Raw genomic sequence first — 24,989 nt, forward strand, 5'->3', positions numbered from 1 at the left:
TCATCCGCCCCGGGTCACGAGATCGACGCTGCGCTTGACCCGATAGAGCGGGTCGAGAAGCCAGCGGTAGAGGGGGCGCTTCTCCAGGGCGATGTCGGCCTCGACCCGCATCCCGGCTTCCAGACGGCGGCTCTCGCCATAGGCGATCACGCTGTTCTCGTCCGGCCGCACGATGATGCGGTAGATGCCGTCGCCGTTCTTCGCTTTGGCGCCGGCGGCTTCCGGCAGGTCGGCGGCCTCCAGGGGCGCGCGGGTCACCTCCGTGACGGTGCCGCGATAGAGGCCGAAGCGCTGGAAGGGAAAGGCCGCGTAGCGCAGCATCACGGCCTCCCCCGTATCGATGAAGCCGATGGCTGAGGATTCCACGAACAGGTTCGCCTGGAGCCGGCCCTCGCTCGGCAGCAGGGTGAGCAGCGTGGCGCCCGCTGCCACGCCTTGGCCGGCCTGGACCCGGATGGAGGTGAGGATGCCCTTTTCCGGCGCCCGCACCTCGATGGCCCGGCGTGCCTCGCTCTCGGCCCGCTGCTGCTCCAATTGGGCGGCGGTGCGGTCCATCTCGGCGAGGTCGCGGGCGAGCTTGTCGTCGAAGGTAGCGAGCGTCGCCTGCAACTCTCCGACCTTGCCCATGAGCTGCAGACGCGAGTTGCGGAACTGGGCAAGCTGGGAACTCGCCTGCAGGTAGAGGTAATTCTGGTTCTGGAGGTCGGCCGAGCGGGCAAAGCCGTCGCTCACTGCCTTGGCCAGGACATCGACCCGCTCCTTCAGCGGCGGCACCAGCTTTTCCTGCAGCTGGACCTGTTCCTCCAATTGCCGCGACTGGGATTGAAGGTTGTCGATCTGCTCGGCGAGCGAGCGCTTCTCGGTGGCCGCCATGGCCGACCGCAACCGAGATTGCGCCTCGATCGTCTCCTTCTGCCGGGCCAGCTGATCGATGATGCGCTGTTGGGTCGGACCGTTGGCCGACACGGCGTCGAGGTCCAGGGTGTAGAGCAGCTGGCCCTGAACGACCCTGTCGCCCTCCTTCACCCCCGAGACGCTGACGCGTCCTGCCACCGGGCTTGCCACGGTGATGAGACCGACATCCGGCGTGAGCATGCCGAAGGCGTGGATGCGCCGCGTATAAGTGCCGAAGACGACGTAGAGGAGCGCGGCGATCGTGATCAGGATCGTGATCGCAGTCATCAGCCGGATCGAGAGCGGCTGAACGATCTGGGCCTCGCCCAGCCAGGAATCCCGCCGCGCCTGGGCGACCTCTGCGCGGAAAAGCGGCGACGTCATCGGGTCCGGTGGTTTTCCTGGTCGAGAGACGGCGTGCTTCGGCTCTGTGGCTTCATATGCACGAACGACGCGACGGGCCTACTGGCCCGCCGCGCTTATTCACCGATCGGAAGGATGCGGAGAGTTCGTGGCGTGGTTCAATGGCCGCCGAGAAGACCGCCGACCGCGCCAAGAAGGCCACCGACGAGACCGCTGACCAATCCGCCTACCTGACCGACCACGCCGGAGACGGCGCCGAGTTCGCTGGAGAGGTCCAGTTCCAGGCCGAGGGAGAGGCCGCCGCCGACGGCGTCGAGTTCCTTGGCGTCGAGTTCGCGGATGGTGTCGAGGTTCTGGGTCATGTCATAGCTCCGGTATGAGGCCGCGCGTTCGTTTCGCGCCGGGCCTGGAGAAATCAGGACGCTGGTTCGAAGGCAGCGTTACTTGCCGCCGAGCAGTCCGCCGACAACGCCGCCTACGGCACCGAGAAGGCCGCCTACGAGACCGCTTACCAGCCCGCCGACCTGATCGACCGTGCCGGATACGGCACCGAGTTCGCTGGAGAGGTCGAGGTCAAGTCCCAGGGAGAGGCCGCCGCCGACAGCATCGAGCTCGGATGCTTCGAGGGGGCGAATAGTGTCATTGGCAGTCGACATATTTTCTCTCCAAGATGTGTTCGGCAGATCGATTGTTTTCTCGTCGTTCTATGTTTGAAAGCGTTCGGGATTGCTTTCTGTCATCCAGACTACACCTCTTGCCCGATCCATCAAGCCACTATCTCGACCCTTCGATCTTAGGGAGGAACGGATAGATCTATATTGGCGATTGATGATCTATATCTATATGCCTTCGGCGGCGGTGCATAATATCCTGTATCATATCGCCTGCGACAGGCGTTTTTGGCGATTGTTGATCGAAATCGGAGTCAAGGCTGGAATTTTGTGTTGCAGTCCATAAGTGTTGGAAACAAAAGAGCTTTTTTCAGAGAATTGACATTTTGTCGCATGTGAATCGAAGAGACGGGCTCGGCTTGACTGTGGGGAAAATGCTTCTCCCAATGTTGGGGGCGATAGACGCAATGATCTCACGATCCTTCAAAATCAGGTGTACCGGATGAAGAATTCAATCGAGGCCTGAGCAAACGCTCCGCTTGTTCCATAATGCGTGCATGCCGCCATGAGTCGTTTCGATGGACGAAGCAAAAGGACAAGATGCGTCCAATTAGTGGAGTTCTAAACAAGCGGCTCTGTTTGCATCGGTTCGTTGCGTGTCATATCTCTGCATCCGAGGCTGCGACGTGTTGGACAGTGACAGATCGATTTTCTTCGAAATGACACACCACATTGCCGAAGTCTCCTTTGCCTGTTGCCGGAATATCCTGCGGCAGAGCTGGGAAGTTCTGACGCTTCGGTAAGGCACAATCCATTGAACGGGCTGCAGCACGAGGGTTTCACATGCACCATGAAATCGTGAATGCGGGTTGAGCGGAGTGAGTTCGGTTGCACGCTCGAACTCGATGGCGAGATCGAGGCAGTGCTCCAGACCAGTACGGGGCTCGGCTGGGCCGGTATCGGGTTCTGCGACCTGATGCTCGGTAGCCATGGGACGGCGTCCATCGTCCAGCAAGGCATCCATTTCGCCCTCTCGTTGGCCCCGCAAAGCCAGCACTTCCTGTGGTCCGGGCAGAGCTATCATTTCTCCGAGGACAACATCGTGGTCCTCGAGCCGGGGGCGACCGTGATCGAGAACTGGACCGGTGCGTTTCGCACCATGGTCCTCAAGCTGGCTCCAGAGGCCGTCGAGCGCATTACCGATCTGTCCCTGGCCAAGACGCGCATCCGGACGCAGTTCTTCCCGTCGCGCTCTCAAGTCGCCGCGGGCCATCTCCTGCAGGCAGTCTCGGCCGACCTCGAGACCGGCTGCGCCAACGGTCCTCTGTTGGTAGAAAGCGTATCGGCGACGCTGCTGCAGCTGTTCTCAGGCACCGATGCGCCTCCACACCGCAATGGCCCGACCCTGACTTCGACGCAGGCCGCCATCCTTCGAGAGCTGATTCTCACCCACCTCACCGAACCGCTGAGCCTGCAGTACCTCGCGGATGCGGTCGGTATCAGCGTCGGTCATCTGGTCCGCGCTTTCCGTACGTCATTCGGGGTGACGCCCTACCAGTTCATCCTGCGCGAGCGGGTGAACCGTGCGCAGGACCTTATCGCCACCGGAACGATGAGTCTGAGCGAGATTGTCCCCCTGGCGGGGTTCAGCGATGCGAGCCAGATGTCGAAGACGTTCCGCCGTCTCACGGGACAACCGCCGCGCGCTTTCGTGCGCCGTGCGCGCGACAGCCGGTCCGCCGATGCGGTTGCCGATTAGGTCGGGCGTAGAACCCGCCTCTCCCGGTTGCGTGCCACTGTTCCGGGATGTGGCATCCGTGATGCCGAATCGCATGGGCTATCCGACCTGACGCTGCGCATCCCCGCCCATCGGCGTGGATCCCGAAACACGAATCCTCGCTGTGCTCGCGGGAAAGCTGAGCTTACCGGGCCTTCAGCACCATCCGGCAGGCTGCGGGAAGGGCCGCCATGGTCATCGGCGGTCTGGGTTTCGCCGGCTTCGTGGATTTCGGCGGGTTCAGCACGGCGTCGCTGAACCAGTATGCGAGCTCCTCTCCGCAGCCGTCGCCGGATGGCGGCGGCGCTTGGTCTCCGCATTGGTCGTCCCCAGCCGGGCAGGAGAGGCGGATATGGTAGTGGTAATTGTGCCCGTACATCGGGCGCACCTTGTTGAGCCAGGAGCGGTCGCCCCCCGCCTCCCGGCACAAAGCCTTCTTGATCGCCGGGTTGACGAAGAGGCGCGCGACTTCGGGCTGTTGGGCCGTGAGGCGGATCAGCTTGAGGTGCTCCTGCGTCCAGACCTGCGGGTCGATGTCGAGGCGGTCCGCGCGGACCACGTTGGTGGCAGAGGTCTCCTCACGCTCCGCGCGGGTCATGCGGTGGTCGGGCATGGGCGTGAGCCAGACATCGGCGTCGAGGCCGAGCTGATGCGAGGCGTGGCCCGTGAGCATCGGGCCGCCACGAGGCTGGGACATGTCGCCCACGAGAAGCCCGTTCCATCCGACGCGAGGAGCCTTGGCGGCTAGGCGCTCAATGAAATCCACGAGATGCGGTGTGCCCCACATCCGATTCCGGGAGAGGCGCATGACTTGCCAGGTCGGTCCGTCATTGGGCAGGGCCTCGCCGCCGGAAAAGCATCCCTTCGCATAAGAGCCATAGGGTCGGGCGGGGCCGGGTGCCGGTGTCGTCGCCCGCCCGAACAGGGCTCTGGCCGGCGTCGACGGCGCATCGGGATCGGCCAGGGGTGGAAGGGGCTTGGGGTTTACGCTGCCCCTATCCTGGGCCTGTGCGGCCCCTCCACACAAGAGGAAGGCGAGGGCCGCGAGGCGGAATGGACGAGAGGTCAGGTGCATGGTGCCAACCTAGTCTATCGGCCGTCGGGCCGTCGAGAGCTCTCGACTATTCCGCCGGTGCGACCGCGATCTTGATCGAATCCGATTTCGCACCACTGACGACGACGAGAATAGGAGTGGTGCCAAACTGGAACCGGACGCTCTTCGAGACACCCGGACATCCGGGCCGCATCGTGCTCGCCACGGGCTTGCGCGTCGTCGCGCCGTCCTGGCTCACGTCGATCCAGGCATTGTCCGACAACGTCACCTGATACAGGCCGGGCGTGACGACGGGTGGGATACGCAAGCTGCCGCCGAACGTGCCGGGCTTCGGTTCCCGCGAAGGCGTCAAGGGAAGATCGGCTCCCGCGACCGGCTTGAGCGCCAGAACGGCGCCCGGCATTTCCGCGGAGAGGGTCGCGCCGGAATCGAGCCGGGGGAGGGAGGGCGCCTCGAACCAGGCCTGCTCCCGCAGGATCGGCCAGTCGAACGTGGTACAGGCGGCAGGATCGGCATCCTGCTGCGCCCATGCCCGGTCGGCCGCGAGGCCCGCACCGGATGCGAGCACCAATCCGGCGATGATGGGGAGCATTCTGCGCATGGCCACTGTCCTGTGAACGGTCGAGGCCCCCTCGATCGTGGAAACGGTTGCGCCGCCGGAAAGGTTTCCCGCAGAGATGTTCTTCGGGAAGGCGCCTATCCGAAGGGTCAGGCCAAGCGCCACGCCCCCTTGCTGGGCGGGGCCGACGCGGGGGTCACCCCTCGTCCGGTTCTTCTACATCCTCGGACAAGGTTCGGCGCACGCCCCAGCCGCGCAACGTCTCGTTGAGCTCGTCGAGGACGAAATGGCGGGCGCTGTCGCGGTCGTAGCCCTCTTCGAGATAGGATTCGTATTCGGTGAAGACGTGGCGGGCGAAGGCGACGAGGGCGAGCCATGCCGCGGTCTCGGGGCTCGCATTCCGCAGGCCAGGACTGGCCAGCGCCCGGGCAAGGACGGAATCCGTCTCGAAGGCGGGAAGGCGCGGAGCAAGGATCCGAAGCGCTTCACCGACGGCTTCCGCGCGGGTCATCAAGCCGACTCCCGGGACGTTCCTACTTGTCGTGATGCCCGGCGGCGATCCGATCCGTCAGGGCCATCAGGATACCGGAGACGACGAAGACCATGTGGAGACCGACGAGCCAGTACAGCTCTCGGTCCGGCGTCGCCTTGATGTCCATGAAGGCTTTCAGCAGTGAGATCGCCGAGATAGCGACGATCGAAGACATCAGCTTCAGCTTCAGTCCGGTGAAGTCGATCGTCCCCATCCATTCGGGCCAGTCCTTATGGTCCGTATGATCGATCTTCGAGACGAAGTTCTCGTATCCCGAAAACATCACGATGATGAGCAAGGATGCGGTGAAGGACAGATCGACCAGAGTCAGCACGCCGAGAATGATCTGTGACTCAGTGGCGCTCCACATGTGCAAGACGAAGTGGGCGAGTTCCTGCAGCAGCTTGACCAGCAGCACGACGATGCCGATGCCCAGTGCGGCATAGAAGGGCGCCAGCAGCCAGCGACACGCGAAAAGTACGCGTTCGAAAACCTGTTCGACCATCTGTCCCAAAACCCCCGTCCGACCGGGTGGGGGTTTGCCATGTACCGCCAAGCTCGACAAGGTTCGCGCTTGGATAAGCCGGGCGCCTCAGGCGGCGATCCCGGTTCCAACCGGACAGGTCACGCCGGTGCCGCCGACACCGCAATAGCCAGCCGGGTTCTTGGCAAGGTATTGCTGATGGTAGCCCTCGGCGAAGTAGAACGTATCGAGGGGGACGATCTCCGTCGTGATCTCGCCGAACCCGCGTGCCTTCAACGCCTCTCCGTAGGCCTCCCGAACGCGTCGGGCGGTCTCGGCCTGCTCCTCGTTTGCCGTGTAAATTCCCGAACGGTACTGCGTGCCGACATCGTTGCCCTGGCGCATGCCCTGGGTTGGGTCATGGCTCTCGAAGAACGTCTTGAGCACTGCCTCCAGGGGGCGCACGGCCGGATCGTAGACGACGAGGACAACCTCGTTATGGCCGGTCATGCCCGAGCAGACCTCCTCGTAAGTCGGGTTGGGCGTGAAGCCGCCAGCGTACCCCACCGCCGTCACGACGATTCCGTCCGGCAATTGCCAGAACTTGCGCTCGGTGCCCCAGAAGCAGCCGAGTCCCAGGACGATCTGCTCGGTTCCCTCCGGATAAGGGCCTTTCAGCGGATTGCCGTTGACGAAATGGGTCTCGGTGGTGGGAATCGGCGTCGACCGGCCGGGCAACGCATCGGTGGCGCTCGGCATCTCGGGACGCTTGCGGAAGAACTGGAGCATCGGGGGCCTCCATGAGAGGGCGGGATGTCCCCTATATGGGGTGCCGGCCCCGTTCCTGAATGCCCCGTGTCGAAACGGCCATGCCGCCGGACGTCGATGTCAGGGCCGGCTGAGGAAGCCGATCGGCTCGCGGGGCGGCTGGCCGAGCCAGAGCAGGAAAGCCCCCAGGCCGAGGCCGAGGAGGCAGGCGGGGGCCAGGGTCAGCGGCAGGACGAGGGCTTGCCAAAGCCATGGCGCCACGCTCTCCACCGCGCCCTGAAGCGCGCTTCCGCGCTCCTTGAACAGTGTCATCAGCAGGTCGCTCAGGCTGGTGACGCGCACGCCGTTATTGGCGATCGAACGCGCGCCATCATAGACGAGGCCGACAAAGCCCGCCGCGAGGACGACGTATCCGAGGAGGCGGCTGAGAAAGCGGAGCATCGCGGCTTGCACACAAGCCGGCTCCCATGCCGGCCCTGCGGGATTACGGGCCGCCGTCGCGAGGCGCAAGGTGTCCGAGGCGCACGCCGTCCCGGCAATGAGTGCGCGAGGACTGCCATTGCGCCCCGAGACGCCTCCGTGGCACAGCCCGGCCCAGACATTTCCAGCGGACCAGCGCTTTGCCGACCGAACCCGAAACTCCCACCGAACTGGTGATCTTCGATTGCGACGGCGTGCTGGTCGATAGCGAGCCCCTGAGTCTCGGGACGCTGACTGCCGGGCTCAATCGGATCGGAGTGGTCATCGATGTGGATACGGTGAGGGAGCGCTTCGCCGGCACATCCATGACGTCGATCATGGGGCATATCGAGCGCGATTACGGGATCGCCGCGCCCGACGGCTTCGTCGAGGCGGTGAAAGCCGAAACCCTTCGCGCCTTCGACCGCGACCTGCGCGCCATGGAGGGGATCGCGCTGGCGGTGCGGGCGCTGGAGCTTCCGAGCTGCGTCGCGTCCAGCAGCGATCCGGCGCGGCTCGCCCATTCGCTCGGCCTCACCGGCCTGTTGCCCCTGTTTGAGGGCCGTATCTTCTCGGCGACCATGGTCTCCCGCGGCAAGCCGGCTCCCGACCTGTTCCTCCTTGCCGCTGCCGAGATGGGCTTCGCTCCTGGCCGATGCCTCGTGGTGGAGGATAGCGTGCCTGGCGTCACGGCGGCGCGCGCCGCGGGGATGCGCGTCCTGGGCTTCACCGGCGGAGGGCATTGGCTGCACGATTCCACGGGAGCGGACCTGATCGCGGCCGGTGCTGAACGGGTCTACGGGCATCATCGCGACCTTGCCGGCCTGATCGGGCGCGTGGCCGCCGCGTCCGCTTGACCGCGGCGCACTCCAAAAAACCACCCTCCGAAGAAATCGCCTGCGCTTCGTGGGTCCAGGCGTCACTCCTGCCACAAGACTGCATGCATTCGGAAGATGCATCCGTTGACGAAGCGACGTGTTGCTCTCATTTTAGAGGTGCGGTTCCAGACCGGATGGCTTGGTCCGCCGCGGTGATTTGAAGTGTGTAGCTTGCGCCGCGTCATCAAACGCTAAAGCACTGCGGAGCGCTCGCGCCTCGTGGTCCTTCATCGAAAGGATGACTTGCCGTGATTGATCGACCCTCGTTCCAAAGTCTCTTTTGTGCCTGCTCCCGCTGTCGAAGCTGACCCACCCGTCAGATCCGATTGCTTTCAGCAGATGGCCGTTAGGCCGTGCCAGGAGACTTCGACACCATGCCCCACTTTCACCAGGACGACGCCCACAGGGCGTTGAACCGATTGCACACGCCTGATGCCCGGGCGGATCATCTCGAGGCCCGTGCCCGTAACCGCCTTCATACCGCCCCGCCGCCACGGGTGATCGAAATCGGCGACGTGACGGCCGGAATCGCCGTGCCCGAACGGGGCGGCGTCCGGTTCTTCTCGTCCGGCCGTGATTTCGACCCCCTCGACGGGCTCGTCTTCGCCAGCGTCGAGAAGGCCGCCAAGGCGGCTCGGGACCGTTTCGCGGCTCGTCGCGCGCCGCGCAGGCAGGCCGCCTCGCCCCGCCTCGATCCTGTCCGGGCCGACGCGGGCTTCGACATCCATCGGACCGCGTACGGGCGCTGAGCTTTCGCTCCCCTCGAAGGCGGCCGTTCCGGCGCGGACGCCCGTCCCGGAACGGCCCTCTCACCCCTCGCCGGTTTTGCTAGGCGGGGTTGTGGCCTTGAGGCGCCTCCGGCGTTCGGCTCGGGCGAGTTCGGCCGCATTGGCAAATCCCGTCGCCATGGCGATATCTGCCGAGCTCAGCGCGCTCTCGCGGCGGAGCTGATGGGCCCGGTCGAGCCGCAGGGCGAGATAATGCTGGTGAAGACTGATGCCGATCCGGTTTCTGAAGAGTAGCTCGAGCTGACGGATCGACACGCGGGCGAGATCGGCCAGTCCCTGCCGCGAGAGCGGCGTTTCCAGATTGGCTTCCATCGCGGCGAGGACCCGGAGCAGCCGCGGGTCGCGCACCCCGATCCGCAGGCGGAGGTCCATCCTCTGCGGACTCAGGCCCTCCCGAATCTGGTTGTGCAAAAACCAGTCGCTGACGCCGTTGGCGAGGCCCGGACCGTGGTCGCGCTCGATCAGGTTGAGCATCAGGTCGAGAGCGGCGATGCCGCCCGAGCAGGTGATCCGATCGTCCTGGATCTCGAAGAGGGAGCGCACGACCTCGATATCCGGATAGCGCTCCTCGAAAGCGGGAACATGCTCCCAGTGGAGCGTGCAACGGCGCCCCCTCAGCAGACCCGCACGGGCGAGCAGGTAAGGCCCTCCGGAAATGCCGCCGAGCGTGATCCCCCGCCGGGCGAGATGGCGAAGCCAAGCGGTCAGGGCTGGGTCGTCGAAGGCGGCGGGATTTCCACCCGCGCAGACGAAGACACGGTCGGCGTCGAGCTTGGTGTCGCCGACATCGACATCCGGCAGGATCGCAATTCCGTTGGAAGCCTGGACGGCGCCTCCGCCCGGCGCCGCATGCCACCAGCGGTAGACTTCGCTTTCCAGAAGGGTGTTGGCCGCCCGCATGGGCTCGACCGCGGCCGCGTAGGACATGAGCGGAAAGCCCGGCAGCAAGATGAAGCCGACAGTCAGCGGCGCCGGCTTTTCCGATGCCGTGGCGTCAAGGGCAAGATCGGGCAAGATTCGGGGACTTTGGCGCTAGAGGACGGCCGTTCATTTCTGCGCAAATTGTCCGAATGACGTCGTAAAATGCAAGGGGCGTTAGCCGGCGATACGCTACTCAAGGTGACACACGCCGCAACCAGCCCCGGAGCATGTCCCGCCATGCGCTATTCCCTCCTCAGTGTCCTGGGTCAGGCCCTGCGTGGCCAGCGTGATTGGAAGCCCCAATGGCGCGATGCCGCGCCCAAGGCCGAGTATGATGTCGTCATCGTCGGTGGCGGCGGTCACGGTCTCGCGACCGCCTATTACCTCGCTAAGGAGCACGGCATCACCAACGTGGCCGTGCTGGAGAAGAGCCATGTCGGCTCCGGCAATGTCGGGCGCAACACCACCATCGTCCGCTCGAACTACGGACTTGCCGGCAACATCCCGTTCTACGAACGGTCGATGAAGCTCTGGGAGGGGCTGGAGCAGGACATCAACTACAACGCCATGGTGAGCCAGCGCGGCGTGCTGAATCTCTACCATTCGGATGCGCAGCGTGATGCCTATGCCCGGCGCGGCAACGCCATGCGGATGGCGGGTATCGATGCCGAACTCCTCGACCGCGAGGGGGTTCGGGGAATGGTGCCGTTCATCGATTTCGACAATGCGCGCTTTCCCGTGAAGGGCGGTCTCCTGCAGCGTCGGGGCGGCACCGTGCGCCACGACGCCGTGGCCTGGGGCTATGCCCGCGCGGCCAGCGACCGGGGCGTCGATATCGTCCAGAACTGCGCCGTCACCGGCATCCGCCGCGAGAACGGGCGGGTGGTCGGGGTCGAGACGAGCCGTGGCTTCATTCGGGCGAAGAAGGTCGCGCTCTCGGTGGCGGGCTCGACATCGCTGCTGGCCTCCATGGCCGATCTGCGCCTGCCGATCGAGAGCCACGTGCTCCAGGCCTTCGTCAGCGAGGGCGTGAAGCCTCTCATCGACACGGTGATGACCTTCGGGGCCGGCCATTTCTACGTCAGCCAGTCGGACAAGGGCGGCCTCGTCTTCGGCGGCGACATCGACGGCTACAATTCCTACGCCCAGCGCGGCAACCTCGCGACGATCGAGGACGTGATGGAGGGCGGCATGGCCCTGTGGCCGGGCCTCGGGCGCCTGCGCCTGCTGCGGCACTGGGGCGGGATCATGGACATGTCCATGGACGGCAGTCCGATCATCGACCGCACTCCGATCGATGGCCTCTATCTCAATGCGGGCTGGTGTTACGGCGGCTTCAAGGCGACCCCGGCGGCAGGCTTCTGCTTTGCCCATCTCATCGCCCGCGACACGTCCCATGAGGACGCCGCCGCCTACCGACTCGACCGCTTCGCCACCGGCCATCTCATCGACGAGAAGGGCATGGGCGCCCAGCCGAACCTCCATTGAGCGCGGATCTGGATTGAGGGAACGACGATCATGCGTATCCGATGCCCCCATTGCGGGCCCCGCGACAACGGCGAGTTCAGCTATCTCGGCGACGCCGCGCCGATCCGGCCCGACGGCATGGAGGTGCCGCCCGCCGCCATGCACGACTACGTCTACCTGCGCGACAACCCGGCCGGCCCCCATCGCGAGCTCTGGTATCACGGCGCCGGCTGCCGCTCCTGGCTCGTGGTCGATCGAGATACGCGCACCCACGAGATCACCGGGGTGTCCTCCGCCCGCGATGTCGCGCTGAACCGTCGGACAGGAGAGGTCGCATGACCACGCTCACCCTTCGGGATACCGCCTCCCCCAGCGGCGCCTCCCCGGCAACGGCCGTTGGGCAGGGCTTTCGTACCGCGACCGGCGGCATGATCGACCGGCGCCGCCCCCTGGACTTCACCTTCGACGGCCAGCGCTACAGCGGCTTCCAGGGTGATACCCTGGCCTCGGCGCTGTTGGCCAACGGGGTGCGCCTCGTGGGCCGGTCGTTCAAGTATCACCGCCCTCGCGGCATCCTCACCGCCGGTTCGGAGGAGCCGAACGCCCTCGTAGAACTGCGCTCGGGCGCACGGCGTGAACCGAACACCCGCGCCACCGTGGCCGAACTCTACGAGGGTCTGGAGGCGTCGAGCCAAAATCGCTGGCCGTCGCTGAAATACGATGCCCTCTCGGTCAACGCCCTGGCGGCGCCGGTTTTCGCGGCGGGCTTCTACTACAAGACATTCATGTGGCCGGCTGCTCTGTGGGAGAAGCTCTACGAGCCGATGATCCGCCGCGCCGCCGGCCTCGGCCGGGCCGCCCATGCGCCGGATCCCGACACCTACGACAAGGCCTTCGCCTTCTGCGACGTGCTGGTCATCGGGGCAGGACCGGCTGGGCTTGCGGCGGCCCTGGCCGCCGGACGCTCGGGCGCGCGCGTCATCCTCGTCGACGAGGATCACCGGACGGGGGGACGCCTCCTCGCCGACCGGCGCGAGATCGCCGGGCGATCCGGTGCGGATTGGGTGGCGGATGCCCTCGCCGAACTGGAATCCATGCCGGAGGTGCGCATCCTTCCCCGGACCACCCTGTTCGGGGTCTACGATCACGGTGCCTATGGGGCGGTCGAGCGCGTCGGCGATCATCTCGCCGTGCCCTCCGCTCATGCGCCGCGCCAGCGCATGTGGCGGATCACGGCAAAGCAGGCCATCCTCGCCGCCGGAGCCATCGAACGCCCGCACGTCTTCGGCGGCAACGACCGGCCCGGCGTGATGCTGGCCGGCGCGGTGCGGACCTACCTCAACCGATACGGTGTACTGCCGGGCCGGGCCGTCGCGATCTTCACCTCGGGCGATGACGGCTGGCGCACCGTGGCCGATGTCGCTGCGGCGGGTGGACAGGTGGTGGCCGTGATCGATTCCCGCGCATCGGTGCCGGCCGAGCTGCGCCGGGCGGCCGAGGCCGTCGGCGCGCAGGTGATCTGTGATGGCTACGTCACCGGTACGAAGGGGCATCTCGGCCTAGAGGCGATCGAGGTGGTGGACACCTATGGCAGCCGCCAGACCATCGCCAGCGACTGCCTCGCCATGGCCAATGGCTGGAATCCGATCGTGCATCTCGATTCGCATCTGTCGCGGCGACCGGTCTGGGACGAGGCGATCCACGCCTTCGTGCCGGGTGCGCTTCCTTCGGGCATGGTGGCCGTCGGGGCGGCGGGCGGGGCCTTCACCCTCGCCTCCTGCCTGGAGACCGGCGGCCGGGCCGGTGCGGAGGCCGCCTCAGCCTGCGGATTCGCCAGCGCCGCGCCCGAGACCCCGAAGACCGATCCCGAGAGCATCGCCCATACGCCGCTGTGGCGCGTGCCGGTCTCAAGGGGCAAGGCCTTCGTCGATTTCCAGAACGACGTGGCCGCCTCCGATGTGGAGCTCGCCCATCGCGAGGGCTTCCGTGCGGTGGAGCTGCTGAAACGCTACACCACCCTCGGCATGGCCACCGACCAGGGCAAGACCTCGAACCTCGCCGGGCTCGGCATCATGGCGGAGCTCACCGGCCAGCCGGTCGCGAGCGTCGGCACCACGATGTTCCGGCCGCCCTTCACCCCCGTCGCCATCGGCGCTTTCGCCGGGCATCACCGGGGCAAGGATTTCCGCGCGACCCGGCATGTCCCATCGCATGCCTGGTGCGAGGAGCAGGGCGCGGTCTTCGTGGAGACCGGCCTGTGGCTTCGTCCGGCCTATTTCCCCAAGGCCGGCGAGAGCGACTGGCTGGAAACGGTCAATCGCGAGGTGAATACCGTGCGCGCCCATGTCGGCATCTGCGATGTGACGACGTTGGGCAAGATCGACATCCAGGGCCGGGACGCCCTCGCTCTCATCGAGCGGGTCTGCGCCAATCCGTTCGGCACGCTGCCCGTGGGCAAGGCGCGCTACGCCGTACTTCTACGTGAGGACGGCTTCGTCCTGGACGACGGCACCATCGCACGGTTGGGCGAGAGCCATTTCGTGATGACGGCCTCTACGGCCAACGCCGCCAAGGTCATGCAGCACTTGGAATTCTGCCACCAATGGCTGTGGCCTGAACTCGACGTGCAGATGGTTTCGGTGAGCGAGCAGTGGGCGCAATACGCAGTGGCCGGCCCACGTGCCCGCGACACGTTGCAGGGCATCGTCGATCCCGGTTTCGACCTATCGAACGAGGCTTTCCCCTTCCTGGCCTGCGCCGACATCACGGTCGGAGGGAGCATCCCCGCGCGTTTGTTCCGCATCTCGTTCTCCGGTGAACTCGCCTACGAACTCGCGGTGCCGGCGGCCTATGGCGACGCCGCCTGGCGTGCGGTCATGGCGGCCGGCTCGGCCCACGGCATCACCGCCTACGGCTCGGAGGCGCTCTCGGTGATGCGCATCGAGAAGGGCCACGCCGCTGGCGCCGAGATCAACGGCCAGACGACGGCGCGCGACATCGGCCTTGGCGGCATGCTCGCCAAGAAAAAGGACTATATCGGCCGGCTGATGAAGGAGCGCCCAGCCCTCGTCGATCCCGAACGGCCGATCCTCGTGGGGTTCCGCCCGGTCGATCGCAGCCAGCGCCTACGCGCGGGGGCGCGGTTCCTCGCCGTCGGCGCCGCCCCGAGCCTCGCGGCCGATGAAGGCGTCATGACCTCCGTCGCCTATTCGCCGAGCCTCGGGCACTGGATCGGGCTCGGGTTGATCCGACGTGGCGCCGAGCGCCATGGCACACGGGTTCGCGCCTACGATCCGGTGCGCGACGGGGATGTCGAAGTCGAGATCTGCTCACCGGTCTTCGTCGACCCGAAAGAGGAGAAGCTGCGTGTCTGATGTTATCGAGACGACATGGCGGCCGAGGAGCGCCTGGGCGGGGATCGCGCCGGTCGGTCGGCACGGCCGCCCGGGCGGCGAGCCCGGTCTCACCCTGACCCTGCGCGACGAATTCGGGCTTGCCACCGTGATCGCGGTGAAGGGCCGGACCGACGCCCTGCAGCAGGTTCTGGGCGAGCGCTTCGGCTGGTCGCTGCCCGATACGGGGACTGCCAGTCTCACCGGAGAGCGGGGATTGGTCTGGTCCGGACCGGATCAATGGCTCGCTCTCTTCGAGACGCGCCAGGAGATGGCGGGCCTCGGCGAGGCGTTGCAGGGTATTGCCGCGGTCACCGACCAGAGCGACGCCCGCGCGATCGTCCGCGTGTCCGGGCCGGACGCCCGGGCGTTCCTCGCCAAAGGCCTCGCCATCGACCTTCATCCCCGTGCCTTCCAGCCGGGGCAGGTGGCCGTCACCGCCCTTGCGCATATGAGCGCGCAGATCTGGCAGCGGGACGCTTCCCCCACCTACGACCTCGCCGTGGCGCGCAGCTTCGCCGGCAGCGTCTGGTCGTGGTTGAGCCATGCCGCCGCTGAGTTCGGCTACGACGTTCGCAACGCGGCGCCGTGAGCGGAGCCGGCTGTTCCCCGGCCGGATGCTTCAGCTGCGCGGGTAGATGATGACGGACAGGTAGGTCATCGGGGTCTTGATCAGTTTGGCTGGCCCGTGCGAGGCCGCCGAATCGAACAGGAGCGAGTCCCCCGGCTGCAACGTGTAATCGTGCTTGTCATGGCGATAGATGACTTCGCCGGTCAGCATGTAGATGAACTCGGTGCCGCCATGCCGAAACTCCGTATAGGACTCGGCATCGTTCTCCAGGGTGATGAGATAGGGCTCGACGACGATCTCGCCGCGCAGGCCCGCTCCGAGCAGTTCGTAGAGATGTCCGGCCTTCGTGCCGCGCCGTTCGATGACGACGCCCTGTCCGCGCTTGACGAAGGAGCAGTCGCGGCTCTCCTCGAAGGCCGAGAACAACACGGTGATGGGCACGTTCAACGCCTTTGCAACAGCATTGATCGACGACAGCGACGGCGAAATCTGCCCGTTCTCCATTTTGGAGATCATGCCGGGTGATATCCCGGCCGCCGTGCCGAGATCAGCTACAGAGAGGTCGCGCTCGCGCCGGAACAGGCGGATCTGGTGGCCGAGTGCCCGCTCGAGTGTGCGCTTGTCGTCGACCGGTGCGTTAGAGGCGGTGTTCAGCATCCGGTTTCTGATCTCGCCCTCATCGCAACACGCATCGAGCACGACGCGGGGCTCAGGAGCCATCATGTCGGCACAGGATTCACGTCTAACACCGGAATACCGCATCGAACAGATTGCGCGATTGCCGGTGAGGCGATCCGACTCATGATTGTCGATGGCAGAATCTGTGCGGTTGGTTCCTTTGCCCGACACATCAGCCGATCAGGCGCGCCGAACCGCGAAACCCGTCCGTGTAGAAAAGATGGTGTGCGAGCGGACGCGTTGCTTCGGAGAAGACGTCCAGCCTGCCTCGAGTGAAGGCGGGCGCCCGTTTCCGGACGATCGCCCACACAGGCCGTGGGTCAGGATGTCGAAGTGATTGGGCGTGACGTGGAACCATAGGATGTCACCGCACGCAGGCGCGCGATCCGGTAAGCATCGGGGATCGAGAGGGCCCAGACGAACACGCCTGCTGCGTGACGACCGATCACATCCACATCCGGCGACGCGAATTTCGTGGTCAGCCACGCTCCCACCAGAGTGAAGAACGCGAAGCCCAATCCGCGTTGTGCCTGCCCGAGGAGCACATGGCCCATGCCCGGCAGCAGGATGGCGGCCGCGAGGACCAGATAGGGGTTAGGCTGCGGCGCGTGCAGGGGCATCTTCGGATCCATGGACTGCATCTTCTCCGGTAAGGCTCCGGACGAGGCAGGTTGCTTGGGCGAGCAGAGGCCGCAACTGCTCCGGACCGATCTGCGTCATGGGGAAACGGTTCTCGCGCAGGAGCAGGTAGGCACCGCGTTCGCCCTGGCAGAGCTGGCTGACGATCCGGATCCCCCGAGGCGTGAGCAGCACTTCCTTCACGCGTGGCTCGGCGAGAATGGTCGCGATTGTGCCGGAGGCACGGGCAAGGACGGGCCCGGCACCGAGCGATCCCCGCACCAGCGTCTCGCCCGGCCAGCCTTCCGGCACATCGTAGCGCGCCGGGAGATTGTCCGCCGGGGCATAGAATTCGGCACCCACCACGCGCCTGAGGATGTCGATCGTGCCGCGAACGCCTGTCGCATGATGCACCGAGACGCTGAGCCAGAGCTGCGGCAGGCGCCGGAAGGCAAGGGCTTCCGGGATGACCCTGATCTCGACCGGCATGCCCAGGAACCGGCCCGTGAGGGTTCCGAAGCCCGTCGGGTCGCGGCCATGGACCGGCTTCGCCAGAAGGTCTTCGCAGGGTCGGAGCATTCCGGCCCGTTCCGCCGAGGCCGTCCGGCCGCGCCGGTAGAGCGCGTAGCCGGCGGCACCCAGCATCGGGAGGACGAGGAGGTCGATCATTCCGCCCTCAATAGCCGCGCGGCTTTGGCCAGTGCATCGTGAACTGGTCGCCGCGCCTGACATACTTGTAGCGGTGCAGCACGAACCAGGCGGAGGCGATGATGTAGAAGGTCATCATCGCAACGAGCTGCGTCCCGTAGCCGAGGAACACCGCGACGTAGGTGACGCTGCACAGAAGCAGAAGCAGAAGGCACGGCAGCGGATGGAGCGGATGGACGTAGCCTCTCTGAATGGTGCCGAGAGGCCATTTCCGACGGAACAGGACGATGGAGAGCGCCATCAGCGTGTAGCCGAGCAGCCCGGACAGGATCGAGAAGGTGATGGTCTGGTCGAGCGGCGTCGAGACCGCGAACATGATCGCCACCGGCACGAAGAAGACGATCGACCGGTAGGGTGTGTGGTAGGCGGGGTGCACCGCACCGAACCAGGCCGGCATGTAACGGTCGCGCCCCATGGCGAACCAGGCCCGCGAGGCGTCGTTGATGCAGCCATTGGCCGAGGCGACGGTGGCGAACAGGGTGCCGAAGAACAGAAACACTTCGAGCCAGCGATTCCCCGTGAGACGCCCGGCATCGTAGAGCGGCGTCACGGCCTGGCCGAGATATTCCCAGGGCATCAGCCCAGAGCAGACGTACCAAGTGGCCGTCGCGGCGATCAGGAGGGTCATCATCCCCGTCATGGTGCCCAGCGGCAGGGCACGGGCGGGCGAGCGCACCTCCTCCGCGGCCTGCGTCGTTCCCTCGATGCCGAGGTAGAACCACAGGCCGAAATGCATGGCGGCGAGGATGCCGAGATTCCCGTAGGGCAGGCCGACCAAGAGGGCATCGTGCTGCAGCACTGCGCCCGGCGCCCAGGGTTGGGTCGCCACGAAGAGCACCACGATGGCGAGGAAGGCAGCGGCCGTGATCAGCAGGTTCATCGTCAACGATGCGAGCACGCCGCGATAGTTCAGGAAGGCGAGGGCCACGATGGTGAGCACCATGAACGCGCGCTTGTCGACGGTGCCCGCGACGCCGAGATTGGCCATGAACGCTTCGATCAGATCCCCGGTCACGATGGCGTTCGAGACCTCGAGCATCGTGTAGGCCATCACGAGGTAGAGGCCGACATTGAAGGCCGCGAGCGGCCCGATGATGTGCTTGGCCTGCGCGTACTGGCCGCCCGCGGCGGCCACCGTGGAGGTAATCTCAGAATCGATCATGGCCACGCAGGTGTAGAGGATCCCGGCGAGCCAGCAGGCGGTCAGCGCCGCGACCGGCCCCCCCTTCCCGACGGCGAAGTTCCAACCCATGAACTCGCCCACCAGCACGATCCCGACGCCGAGCGCCCAAACATGGCCGGGCCCGAGCACGCGCAAGAGCGCGATCTTCCTGGCGGGCACAGCGGCCGATACTGACGACACGTCTGGCAGCGAGACTTTCGGGGTCTGGAATCCAGGCGGAGTGGCGATCTGAACATCCTGCATCACGACCTCGCTGCCTGTTCGCCGACATCGGCATCCACGATCTCGCCCTCCTCGGACGAGAGAAGGTAGTCCTCTCCGAAGGCTCGGTTGGTGCGCACCAGATCGACGGCCATCCAGAGCGCAAGGGCTCCGGCGATCGCCCAGGCACTCCAGTTCATGATCTCGACCATGACGGATATCCTCGTAGGAAATGAACGGGCTGACTGTGACCGCGGCCAATGAGGCTCAGCGAGGCTCTACTGTCTTACTCGGGTCATCGTCGCCGAAGCGCTCGGCGATGACTTCGCGGTACTCGTGTTCGGAGTAGCGGAACATGAAGACGAAGTAGGCCACGATGATCAGCGCCGTGAATGCCAGGGCCGTCCAGTTGAAGTTATAGTCGAATCGGGTCCCGATGATCGTCGCGGCCTTCTCTGGCGCGATGCCCAGCTTCTCCCACTGAGCCGCCATGACCGCGTTCTGTCCCAGTGATTCCCAGGATGGATTCGGATATTCCGTCGTGGTCGTGCCGCCGCCGGCCAGCTTGAGCCAAAGCGGCAGGTAGAGTGTGATGAACACAAGAATGAGCATCAGGATCGCATCGAAAATCTGCCCGATGATCGACTGACTCGGCGGCTCGTAGGGAACCTTTTTCATTCGGTTGCTCCTTTGTGCTGCCGCGCTTTGCGGATCTGGTCGAGATAATAGATGTCGGTGCCGTAGATTGCGGACTTGTCTTCACTGTAGTGACGGATCATCGCGAAGGTGGATGCTGTGTTGAGGAAGAGCACAATGGCGCCAAGGATCGCCATCGGGATGAGCAGGTTGGCACTCTCGAAAGCTTTCCACATGCTCCAGAACGTGAAGGCATAGATCAGCCAGACCGCGACCACGGCGAACGCTGCGGCTGCGCTGTCGCGTCTGAACATGGTTGAGATGCGGGGATCCTGATTCACGGCATGTCCTCGTTCGCAAATTTTCTTTTTGAGAACCCAGGGTTCCTTTCTGGAAAGATCCTGCCGAGAATAGGCCCTTGTCAATGCCTAAATTGGTGGCGCAGTGCACGCATATTGAACTTTCTTGCCTGTCCCTTGAGAGAGTCAACTGTTTCTCAGCCGTCGCTTGATGGTGGAGAGGGGTGGGCGGTGACCTCGTCACTCGCTCGCGAGCCATCACTTTCTCTTATGATGAAGGGACACATTCTCCGTTCGTCAGGACTTGACGGCCTCACGCTTTTCGCGAAACCCTATTTCTTGAAGGGAATTTTTCGTCGTTCCGGCGAGCAGGTGTTCTCGTCGCTACAGGTCGCGTCGGACCTATTTGACGAGGATAGGCGTATCGTAACGACGCCTTGTTCTCAGCGATACAGTTCTTCAGAGCGGTAAACTTGCAGGGCGCTGTGGTGGCCAGGCGAATCTCGCTGCGAGCATTTGTCCTTTTCGCAACGTGCCTCACAGAAAGGCGCCTCTGTTCGGGCGACAGATGATCGGTCACCCCGATATTTCCCCGGAAGAATTTTTTGTGACCGATAGTTGACGGGTCGGTTGGAATGTGAGAGCAACGATCAACATGCTCGGTGGAAGCGGGAAAGTGCGATGTGCGGTATAGTCGGGTTGTACTTGAAGAACTCAAAGCTTGAGCCGCAGCTTGGCTCGCTTCTGTCCAAGATGCTCGCGACCATGACGGATCGCGGTCCCGATAGTGCTGGCTTCGCCGTTTACGGATCGGACAGTGACGGCGTGAAGCTCACCCTTCGTGGTGCGGATCAGGCAGCGCTGCGGAAGGCGATCTCCGGTCTGGAAGAGGCTCTCACATTCACCTTCGACAAGATTGAACGCGACACTCATACCGTCATTTCCGTGCCCGCCGAGCGCGAGGGGCGGATCCGCGCGTGGCTCAAGAAGGAGGCGCCCGGCATCGACGTGGTCAGCGCCGGCCGGCGCATGGAGATCTACAAGGAGGTCGGGCTACCGGCCTCCGTGGCCGAGCGGTTCGATCTCGCCGGCATGACCGGCACCCACGGGATCGGTCATACGCGCATGGCCACGGAGAGCGCGGTCACCACCAATGGCGCGCACCCGTTCTCTACCGGCATCGACGAATGCCTGGTCCATAACGGCTCGCTGTCGAACCACAACGACATGCGCCGCCGCCTCGAGCGCGAGGGCCTCACCTTCGCTACCAAGAACGACACCGAGGTCGCCGCCGGCTACCTCAGCTGGCGCATGCGCGAGGGGGCGTCCCTCCAGCAGGCCCTGGAATCGAGCCTGTCGGATCTCGACGGTTTCTTCACTTTCGTGGTCGGGACCGAGACGGGCTTCGCCGTCGTGCGCGATCCGATCGCCTGCAAGCCTGCGGTGATGGCCGAGACCGACGATTACGTGGCGTTCGGCTCCGAATACCGGGCCCTCGTGGGTCTGCCCGGCATCGCCTCCGCCCGCGTCTTCGAACCCGAACCCGCCAAGGTCTACGCCTGGGAGCGTCACTGATGTCGTCCTACGATCTCAACCAGGCGCCTCTGCGCGACCTCAACCGGGCGCTGCATGCCCTACGTCCCGACACCAACGAGACCCATTGGACCATCACCGGCCCGGACGGCCGCCACGCCATAGCGGTGGGCCTCGATGCGCCGATCTCCGTCGAGATCGAGGGGAATGTCGGCTATTACTGCGCCGGCATGAATAAGCTCGCCAGCGTCGTGATCAACGGCAATGCGGGCGTGGGTGTCGCCGAGAACATGATGTCGGGCTTCGTCCATGTGCGCGGCGACGCCAGCCAATCGGCCGGCGCAACGGCTCATGGCGGCCTGCTGGTGATCGACGGCAATGCAGGCGCGCGCTGCGGCATCTCGATGAAGGGCGTCGATATCGTCGTGAAGGGCTCGATCGGCCACATGTCGGCCTTCATGGCCCAGGCCGGAACCCTGACCGTTCTGGGCGATGCCGGCGAGGCGCTGGGCGATTCCCTCTACGAAGCGCGGCTCTACGTGCGCGGCTCGGTCAAGAGTCTGGGTGCCGATTGCATCGAGAAAGAGATGCGCGACGAGCACCGCGAACAGCTTTTCGCCAAGCTCAAGGCCGCCGGACTGGCGGGCGAGGTGAGCCCGTCGGAATTCCGGCGCTACGGCTCCGCGCGCCGCCTCTATCATTTCAACGTCGACAACGCCGGAGCCTACTGATGGCCGAGACTCCCAAGGACCCGACCCTCAAGGATCCGACCCTTAAGGATGCGCGCCCCTTGCCGCGCACCAAGCCCCGCTTTTCGGCGACCTATACGCCCGACGTGATGTCCGAGATCCGCCGCGCCGCCGCAACCGGCATCTATGACATCCGGGGGGCCGGGGCGAAGCGCAAGCTGCCGCATTTCGACGACCTCCTGTTCCTCGGCGCCTCCATCAGTCGCTACCCGCTGGAGGGGTACCGCGAACGCTGTGGCACCGAGGTGGTGCTGGGCGCGCGTTTCGCTTCGAAGCCGATCCACCTCAAGACACCGATCACCATCGCTGGAATGAGCTTCGGCTCGCTCTCCGCCCAGGCCAAGGAAGCCCTCGGGCGCGGAGCCACGCTCGCCGGCACCTCGACCACCACCGGCGACGGCGGCATGACGCAGGAGGAGCGCGGGCATTCTCAGACGTTGGTCTATCAGTACCTGCCCTCGCGCTACGGCATGAACCCGGACGACCTGCGGAAGGCGGACGCGATCGAGATCGTCATCGGCCAGGGCGCCAAGCCCGGCGGCGGCGGCATGCTGCTCGGCCAGAAGATCACCGAGCGTGTCGCGGGCATGCGCTGCCTGCCCCCGGGCGTCGACCAGCGCTCGGCCTGCCGCCACCCGGACTGGACCGGGCCGGACGATCTCGAGATCAAGATCGAGGAACTGCGCGAGATCACCGATGGTGAGAAGCCGATCTACGTGAAGGTCGGCGCCTCGCGGCCCTATTACGACACAGCGCTCGCCGCCAAGTCCGGCGCCGACGTGGTTGTCCTCGACGGCATGCAGGGCGGGACAGCCGCGACGCAGGACGTGTTCATCGAGCATGTGGGCATTCCGATCCTGGCGGCGATCCGCCCCGCGGTGCAGGCGCTGCAGGATCTCGGTCTGCACCGGAAGGTGCAACTCGTCGTCTCGGGCGGTGTCCGCTCTGGAGCCGATGTGGCCAAGGCTCTGGCCCTGGGCGCGGATGCCGTCGCCATCGGCACGGCGGCGCTTATCGCCCTCGGCGACAACGATCCACGCTGGGAGGCCGATTACCAGGCCCTCGGCACCACCGCCGGCGCTTATGACGACTGGCACGAGGGCAAGGATCCCGCCGGCATCACGACGCAGGATCCCGAACTGGCCAAGCGCCTCGATCCGGTTCTGGCTGGCCGGCGTCTCGCCAATTACCTCGCGGTGATGACGCTGGAAGCGCAGACCATCGCGCGTGCCTGCGGCAAGAGCCACCTGCACAACCTCGAACCCGAAGACCTCGTGGCGCTCACCATCGAGGCTGCCGCCATGGCGCAGGTTCCGATGGCCGGCACCAGCTGGATTCCCGGAAAGACCGGCTTCTGACCACGCAAGGCCGCCCCTGAAGGGCGGCCTTTTCTCCACCGCATGGCCGCGATCGGCCGCACGACGCAACGCAGGGTGACGCCATGACCCCGGATCTCGAAGCCGTCGCAAAAGAGCGTGGCATCAAGTATTTCCTCGTATCCTACACGGACCTGTTCGGAACCCAGCGCGCCAAGCTCGTCCCGGCCGCCGCCATCGCCAGCACCTGTCGGAACGGCGCGGGGTTCGCAGGCTTCGCCACATGGCTCGACATGAGCCCGGCCGATGCCGACCTCCTGGCCGTCCCCGATGCGGCGGGCCTGATTCAGTTACCCTGGAAGCCGGAGGTCGGCTGGTTGCCCGCCGATCTCGTCATGGGTGGCAAGCCCGTGGAGCAGGGGCCGCGCAACATCCTCAAGCGTCTCATCAAGGACGCGGCGCGGGACGGCCTTCAGATGAAGACCGGCGTCGAGTGCGAGTTCTTCCTGATCACGCCCGACGGTTCCGAACCCGCCGATATGGCCGACCGGCAGATGAAGCCCTGTTACGACCAGTCGGCCCTCATGCGCCGCTACGACGTGATCACCGAGATCTGCGATGCGATGCTGACCCTCGGGTGGAAGCCGTACCAGAACGACCATGAGGACGCGAACGGCCAGTTCGAGATGAACTGGGACTACGACGACGCCCTCATCACGGCCGACCGGCACGCTTTCTTCAAGTACATGACCCGCTCGATCGCCGAGAAGCACGGACTTCGGGCGACCTTCATGCCCAAGCCCTTCATGGACCTGACCGGCTCCGGCTGCCACGCCCACGTCTCACTGTGGAACGGGGAGCGCAACGTCTTCTCCGATCCGTCGGACGAGATCGGGATGTCGCGGGAGGGCTACCACTTCATCGGCGGCCTGATTCACTCGGCCGATGCGCTCGCTGCCATCACCAACCCTTGCGTCAATTCCTACAAGCGCATCAACGCCCCGCGCACCACATCCGGCGCGACCTGGGCCCCCAATACGGTGACCTATACGGGTAACAACCGCACCCACATGATCCGCATCCCCGATGGCGGGCGCTTCGAGTTCCGTCTCGCCGACGGCGCCGCGAACCCTTACCTGCTCCAGGCAGGTCTCCTCGCTGCCGGCCTCGACGGCCTGCGCAACCGGCGCGATCCGGGCAAGCGGCTCGACATCAACATGTACACGGACGGTCACATGGTCGAGGGCGTCAAGCGCCTGCCGCTCAACATGCTCGACGCCATGCGGGCGCTCGAACAGTCGGACGTCCTCGCTCAATCCCTCGGCAGCTTCGTGCCCAGCTATCTCAAGCTCAAGACCGAGGAATGGAACGCCTATTCGCGCCATCTGACGCAGTGGGAGCGCGACACCACGCTCGACTGCTGACGGAAGGCTCCCGGCCGGTTTCCGGGAGCCCATGAGTGCGAGGTGTCGTTTCGCTCCTCGCCCCAACCGTCGTCCGAGAGCGGCCGTCCTGCGCCGCTTTCGACCTGGATCGCTCTTGATGATAAGCATGGTGAGGGACATATCGCA

27 protein-coding genes and 1 pseudogene are annotated in these 24,989 nt (G+C 65.2%); 11 read left to right on the forward strand and 17 right to left on the reverse strand.

The window, feature by feature from the left end; all coding sequences use genetic code 11:
* From IPV08_RS04175 to IPV08_RS04185, 3 genes are all read right to left on the reverse strand, one after another.
* Positions 1-1,278 carry an HlyD family efflux transporter periplasmic adaptor subunit gene (locus tag IPV08_RS04175; RefSeq protein ID WP_207410885.1) on the reverse strand — a complete coding sequence of 426 codons (1,278 nt, stop codon included), beginning with the start codon at positions 1,276-1,278 and terminating at the stop codon, positions 1-3.
* 137 nt (positions 1,279-1,415) lie between these two features.
* Entirely contained in the window at positions 1,416-1,619 is a 204-nt protein-coding gene (locus IPV08_RS04180) for a hypothetical protein (RefSeq protein ID WP_056428480.1), read from the reverse strand.
* A gap of 78 nt (positions 1,620-1,697) precedes the next feature.
* Positions 1,698-1,913 carry a hypothetical protein gene (locus tag IPV08_RS04185; protein WP_056428477.1) on the reverse strand — a complete coding sequence of 72 codons (216 nt, stop codon included), beginning with the start codon at positions 1,911-1,913 and terminating at the stop codon, positions 1,698-1,700.
* 817 nt (positions 1,914-2,730) lie between these two features.
* On the opposite strand from IPV08_RS04185, the gene IPV08_RS04190 reads away from it, so the two are divergent.
* Positions 2,731-3,627, forward strand: a complete 897-nt coding sequence (locus IPV08_RS04190) for an AraC family transcriptional regulator (RefSeq protein ID WP_056428474.1) — start codon at positions 2,731-2,733, stop codon at positions 3,625-3,627.
* A gap of 163 nt (positions 3,628-3,790) precedes the next feature.
* Here the strand turns inward: IPV08_RS04190 and mepA are convergent, their stop codons facing one another.
* The 6 genes from mepA to IPV08_RS04220 all read right to left on the reverse strand — a co-directional run bounded on the left by mepA (position 3,791) and on the right by IPV08_RS04220 (position 7,462).
* A complete protein-coding gene (gene mepA, locus IPV08_RS04195; RefSeq protein WP_207410886.1) occupies positions 3,791-4,720 on the reverse strand; it encodes a penicillin-insensitive murein endopeptidase in 930 nt (309 codons plus the stop codon).
* Positions 4,721-4,766: 46 nt separating this feature from the next.
* Complete coding sequence (locus tag IPV08_RS04200; protein WP_056428471.1) at positions 4,767-5,300, reverse strand: hypothetical protein; 534 nt, start codon at positions 5,298-5,300, stop codon at positions 4,767-4,769.
* 154 nt (positions 5,301-5,454) lie between these two features.
* Complete coding sequence (locus tag IPV08_RS04205) at positions 5,455-5,769, reverse strand: DUF2293 domain-containing protein (RefSeq protein ID WP_207410887.1); 315 nt, start codon at positions 5,767-5,769, stop codon at positions 5,455-5,457.
* Between the two features lie 22 nt (positions 5,770-5,791).
* Positions 5,792-6,295, reverse strand: a complete 504-nt coding sequence (locus tag IPV08_RS04210) for a TIGR00645 family protein (RefSeq protein WP_207410888.1) — start codon at positions 6,293-6,295, stop codon at positions 5,792-5,794.
* 87 nt (positions 6,296-6,382) lie between these two features.
* Positions 6,383-7,042 carry a peptide-methionine (S)-S-oxide reductase MsrA gene (gene msrA, locus IPV08_RS04215; RefSeq protein WP_207410889.1) on the reverse strand — a complete coding sequence of 220 codons (660 nt, stop codon included), beginning with the start codon at positions 7,040-7,042 and terminating at the stop codon, positions 6,383-6,385.
* A gap of 99 nt (positions 7,043-7,141) precedes the next feature.
* The gene (locus IPV08_RS04220) at positions 7,142-7,462 is read right to left on the reverse strand and encodes a hypothetical protein (RefSeq protein WP_056428459.1); all 321 of its coding nucleotides are present in this window, start codon (positions 7,460-7,462) and stop codon (positions 7,142-7,144) included.
* A 179-nt stretch (positions 7,463-7,641) separates the two neighbouring features.
* On the opposite strand from IPV08_RS04220, the gene IPV08_RS04225 reads away from it, so the two are divergent.
* Together IPV08_RS04225 and IPV08_RS04230 are read left to right on the forward strand one after the other, a co-directional pair.
* Positions 7,642-8,337, forward strand: coding sequence for an HAD family hydrolase (locus IPV08_RS04225; RefSeq protein ID WP_207410890.1), 696 nt, complete (start codon positions 7,642-7,644; stop codon positions 8,335-8,337).
* A gap of 515 nt (positions 8,338-8,852) precedes the next feature.
* Positions 8,853-9,107: pseudogene (locus IPV08_RS04230) on the forward strand (hypothetical protein); the annotation flags it as partial.
* A gap of 60 nt (positions 9,108-9,167) precedes the next feature.
* Here IPV08_RS04230 and IPV08_RS04235 read toward each other — a convergent pair.
* Complete coding sequence (locus IPV08_RS04235; protein WP_246747779.1) at positions 9,168-10,073, reverse strand: GlxA family transcriptional regulator; 906 nt, start codon at positions 10,071-10,073, stop codon at positions 9,168-9,170.
* Positions 10,074-10,304: 231 nt separating this feature from the next.
* Here IPV08_RS04235 and IPV08_RS04240 point away from each other — a divergent pair, with 231 nt between their 5' ends.
* The 4 genes from IPV08_RS04240 to IPV08_RS04255 are packed head-to-tail and all read left to right on the forward strand — an operon-like array spanning position 10,305 to position 15,518.
* On the forward strand, positions 10,305-11,555 hold the full coding sequence (locus IPV08_RS04240) for a sarcosine oxidase subunit beta family protein (RefSeq protein ID WP_207410891.1): 1,251 nt from the start codon (positions 10,305-10,307) through the stop codon (positions 11,553-11,555).
* A gap of 30 nt (positions 11,556-11,585) precedes the next feature.
* Positions 11,586-11,873 (forward strand): sarcosine oxidase subunit delta, encoded by a 288-nt coding sequence (locus IPV08_RS04245; protein ID WP_207410892.1) that lies wholly within the window; start codon positions 11,586-11,588, stop codon positions 11,871-11,873.
* The gene (locus tag IPV08_RS04250; protein WP_207410893.1) at positions 11,870-14,908 is read left to right on the forward strand and encodes a sarcosine oxidase subunit alpha family protein; all 3,039 of its coding nucleotides are present in this window, start codon (positions 11,870-11,872) and stop codon (positions 14,906-14,908) included. The genes IPV08_RS04245 and IPV08_RS04250 overlap by 4 nt, the downstream gene beginning before the upstream one ends.
* A complete protein-coding gene (locus IPV08_RS04255; protein WP_207410894.1) occupies positions 14,901-15,518 on the forward strand; it encodes a sarcosine oxidase subunit gamma family protein in 618 nt (205 codons plus the stop codon). The genes IPV08_RS04250 and IPV08_RS04255 overlap by 8 nt, the downstream gene beginning before the upstream one ends.
* Before the next feature lie 30 nt (positions 15,519-15,548).
* Here IPV08_RS04255 and IPV08_RS04260 read toward each other — a convergent pair whose 3' ends face one another.
* The 7 genes from IPV08_RS04260 to IPV08_RS04290 form a co-directional block, all read right to left on the reverse strand.
* Complete coding sequence (locus tag IPV08_RS04260; protein WP_056454447.1) at positions 15,549-16,154, reverse strand: XRE family transcriptional regulator; 606 nt, start codon at positions 16,152-16,154, stop codon at positions 15,549-15,551.
* Between the two features lie 341 nt (positions 16,155-16,495).
* Positions 16,496-16,795, reverse strand: a complete 300-nt coding sequence (locus IPV08_RS04265) for a hypothetical protein (RefSeq protein ID WP_207410895.1) — start codon at positions 16,793-16,795, stop codon at positions 16,496-16,498.
* A complete protein-coding gene (locus tag IPV08_RS04270; RefSeq protein WP_207410896.1) occupies positions 16,770-17,462 on the reverse strand; it encodes a hypothetical protein in 693 nt (230 codons plus the stop codon). The genes IPV08_RS04265 and IPV08_RS04270 overlap by 26 nt, the downstream gene beginning before the upstream one ends.
* Before the next feature lie 7 nt (positions 17,463-17,469).
* Positions 17,470-18,873, reverse strand: coding sequence for an amino acid permease (locus IPV08_RS04275; RefSeq protein WP_056428714.1), 1,404 nt, complete (start codon positions 18,871-18,873; stop codon positions 17,470-17,472).
* A 53-nt stretch (positions 18,874-18,926) separates the two neighbouring features.
* Positions 18,927-19,097, reverse strand: coding sequence for a hypothetical protein (locus IPV08_RS04280; RefSeq protein WP_200919106.1), 171 nt, complete (start codon positions 19,095-19,097; stop codon positions 18,927-18,929).
* Between the two features lie 55 nt (positions 19,098-19,152).
* Complete coding sequence (locus tag IPV08_RS04285) at positions 19,153-19,563, reverse strand: hypothetical protein (protein ID WP_207410897.1); 411 nt, start codon at positions 19,561-19,563, stop codon at positions 19,153-19,155.
* A complete protein-coding gene (locus IPV08_RS04290; protein WP_348646071.1) occupies positions 19,560-19,862 on the reverse strand; it encodes a hypothetical protein in 303 nt (100 codons plus the stop codon). The genes IPV08_RS04285 and IPV08_RS04290 overlap by 4 nt, the downstream gene beginning before the upstream one ends.
* Positions 19,863-20,501: 639 nt before the next feature.
* Here IPV08_RS04290 and IPV08_RS04295 point away from each other — a divergent pair.
* The 4 genes from IPV08_RS04295 (at position 20,502) to glnT (ending at position 24,842) form a co-directional block, all read left to right on the forward strand.
* The gene (locus IPV08_RS04295) at positions 20,502-21,395 is read left to right on the forward strand and encodes a glutamine amidotransferase family protein (RefSeq protein WP_056454435.1); all 894 of its coding nucleotides are present in this window, start codon (positions 20,502-20,504) and stop codon (positions 21,393-21,395) included.
* The gene (locus IPV08_RS04300; RefSeq protein ID WP_207410898.1) at positions 21,395-22,084 is read left to right on the forward strand and encodes a protein glxC; all 690 of its coding nucleotides are present in this window, start codon (positions 21,395-21,397) and stop codon (positions 22,082-22,084) included. Before IPV08_RS04295 ends, IPV08_RS04300 begins: the two co-directional genes overlap by 1 nt.
* Positions 22,084-23,460: an FMN-binding glutamate synthase family protein gene (locus IPV08_RS04305; protein ID WP_082470585.1), complete on the forward strand. Its 1,377-nt coding sequence runs from the start codon at positions 22,084-22,086 to the stop codon at positions 23,458-23,460. The genes IPV08_RS04300 and IPV08_RS04305 overlap by 1 nt, the downstream gene beginning before the upstream one ends.
* 83 nt (positions 23,461-23,543) lie before the next feature.
* The gene (gene glnT / locus IPV08_RS04310; RefSeq protein WP_207410899.1) at positions 23,544-24,842 is read left to right on the forward strand and encodes a type III glutamate--ammonia ligase; all 1,299 of its coding nucleotides are present in this window, start codon (positions 23,544-23,546) and stop codon (positions 24,840-24,842) included.
* Positions 24,843-24,989 lie beyond the last annotated feature (147 nt).

Source organism: Methylobacterium sp. SD274, from assembly GCF_017355285.1.
Taxonomy (GTDB): domain Bacteria; phylum Pseudomonadota; class Alphaproteobacteria; order Rhizobiales; family Beijerinckiaceae; genus Methylobacterium.

What these genes read in the sequence shown, in the direction of transcription:
- IPV08_RS04175 (WP_207410885.1), bottom strand. Translation starts at nt 1,278, where the DNA reads ATGACGTCGCCGCTTTTCCGCGCAGAGGTCGCCCAGGCGCGGCGGGAT.
- IPV08_RS04180 (WP_056428480.1), bottom strand. Translation starts at nt 1,619, where the DNA reads ATGACCCAGAACCTCGACACCATCCGCGAACTCGACGCCAAGGAACTC.
- IPV08_RS04185 (WP_056428477.1), bottom strand. Translation starts at nt 1,913, where the DNA reads ATGTCGACTGCCAATGACACTATTCGCCCCCTCGAAGCATCCGAGCTC.
- IPV08_RS04190 (WP_056428474.1), top strand. Translation starts at nt 2,731, where the DNA reads ATGCGGGTTGAGCGGAGTGAGTTCGGTTGCACGCTCGAACTCGATGGC.
- mepA (WP_207410886.1), bottom strand. Translation starts at nt 4,720, where the DNA reads ATGCACCTGACCTCTCGTCCATTCCGCCTCGCGGCCCTCGCCTTCCTC.
- IPV08_RS04200 (WP_056428471.1), bottom strand. Translation starts at nt 5,300, where the DNA reads ATGCGCAGAATGCTCCCCATCATCGCCGGATTGGTGCTCGCATCCGGT.
- IPV08_RS04205 (WP_207410887.1), bottom strand. Translation starts at nt 5,769, where the DNA reads ATGACCCGCGCGGAAGCCGTCGGTGAAGCGCTTCGGATCCTTGCTCCG.
- IPV08_RS04210 (WP_207410888.1), bottom strand. Translation starts at nt 6,295, where the DNA reads ATGGTCGAACAGGTTTTCGAACGCGTACTTTTCGCGTGTCGCTGGCTG.
- msrA (WP_207410889.1), bottom strand. Translation starts at nt 7,042, where the DNA reads ATGCTCCAGTTCTTCCGCAAGCGTCCCGAGATGCCGAGCGCCACCGAT.
- IPV08_RS04220 (WP_056428459.1), bottom strand. Translation starts at nt 7,462, where the DNA reads ATGCTCCGCTTTCTCAGCCGCCTCCTCGGATACGTCGTCCTCGCGGCG.
- IPV08_RS04235 (WP_246747779.1), bottom strand. Translation starts at nt 10,073, where the DNA reads ATGTCCTACGCGGCCGCGGTCGAGCCCATGCGGGCGGCCAACACCCTT.
- IPV08_RS04240 (WP_207410891.1), top strand. Translation starts at nt 10,305, where the DNA reads ATGCGCTATTCCCTCCTCAGTGTCCTGGGTCAGGCCCTGCGTGGCCAG.
- IPV08_RS04245 (WP_207410892.1), top strand. Translation starts at nt 11,586, where the DNA reads ATGCGTATCCGATGCCCCCATTGCGGGCCCCGCGACAACGGCGAGTTC.
- IPV08_RS04250 (WP_207410893.1), top strand. Translation starts at nt 11,870, where the DNA reads ATGACCACGCTCACCCTTCGGGATACCGCCTCCCCCAGCGGCGCCTCC.
- IPV08_RS04260 (WP_056454447.1), bottom strand. Translation starts at nt 16,154, where the DNA reads ATGCTGAACACCGCCTCTAACGCACCGGTCGACGACAAGCGCACACTC.
- IPV08_RS04265 (WP_207410895.1), bottom strand. Translation starts at nt 16,795, where the DNA reads ATGCCCCTGCACGCGCCGCAGCCTAACCCCTATCTGGTCCTCGCGGCC.
- IPV08_RS04270 (WP_207410896.1), bottom strand. Translation starts at nt 17,462, where the DNA reads ATGATCGACCTCCTCGTCCTCCCGATGCTGGGTGCCGCCGGCTACGCG.
- IPV08_RS04280 (WP_200919106.1), bottom strand. Translation starts at nt 19,097, where the DNA reads ATGGTCGAGATCATGAACTGGAGTGCCTGGGCGATCGCCGGAGCCCTT.
- IPV08_RS04285 (WP_207410897.1), bottom strand. Translation starts at nt 19,563, where the DNA reads ATGAAAAAGGTTCCCTACGAGCCGCCGAGTCAGTCGATCATCGGGCAG.
- IPV08_RS04295 (WP_056454435.1), top strand. Translation starts at nt 20,502, where the DNA reads ATGTGCGGTATAGTCGGGTTGTACTTGAAGAACTCAAAGCTTGAGCCG.
- IPV08_RS04300 (WP_207410898.1), top strand. Translation starts at nt 21,395, where the DNA reads ATGTCGTCCTACGATCTCAACCAGGCGCCTCTGCGCGACCTCAACCGG.
- IPV08_RS04305 (WP_082470585.1), top strand. Translation starts at nt 22,084, where the DNA reads ATGGCCGAGACTCCCAAGGACCCGACCCTCAAGGATCCGACCCTTAAG.
- glnT (WP_207410899.1), top strand. Translation starts at nt 23,544, where the DNA reads ATGACCCCGGATCTCGAAGCCGTCGCAAAAGAGCGTGGCATCAAGTAT.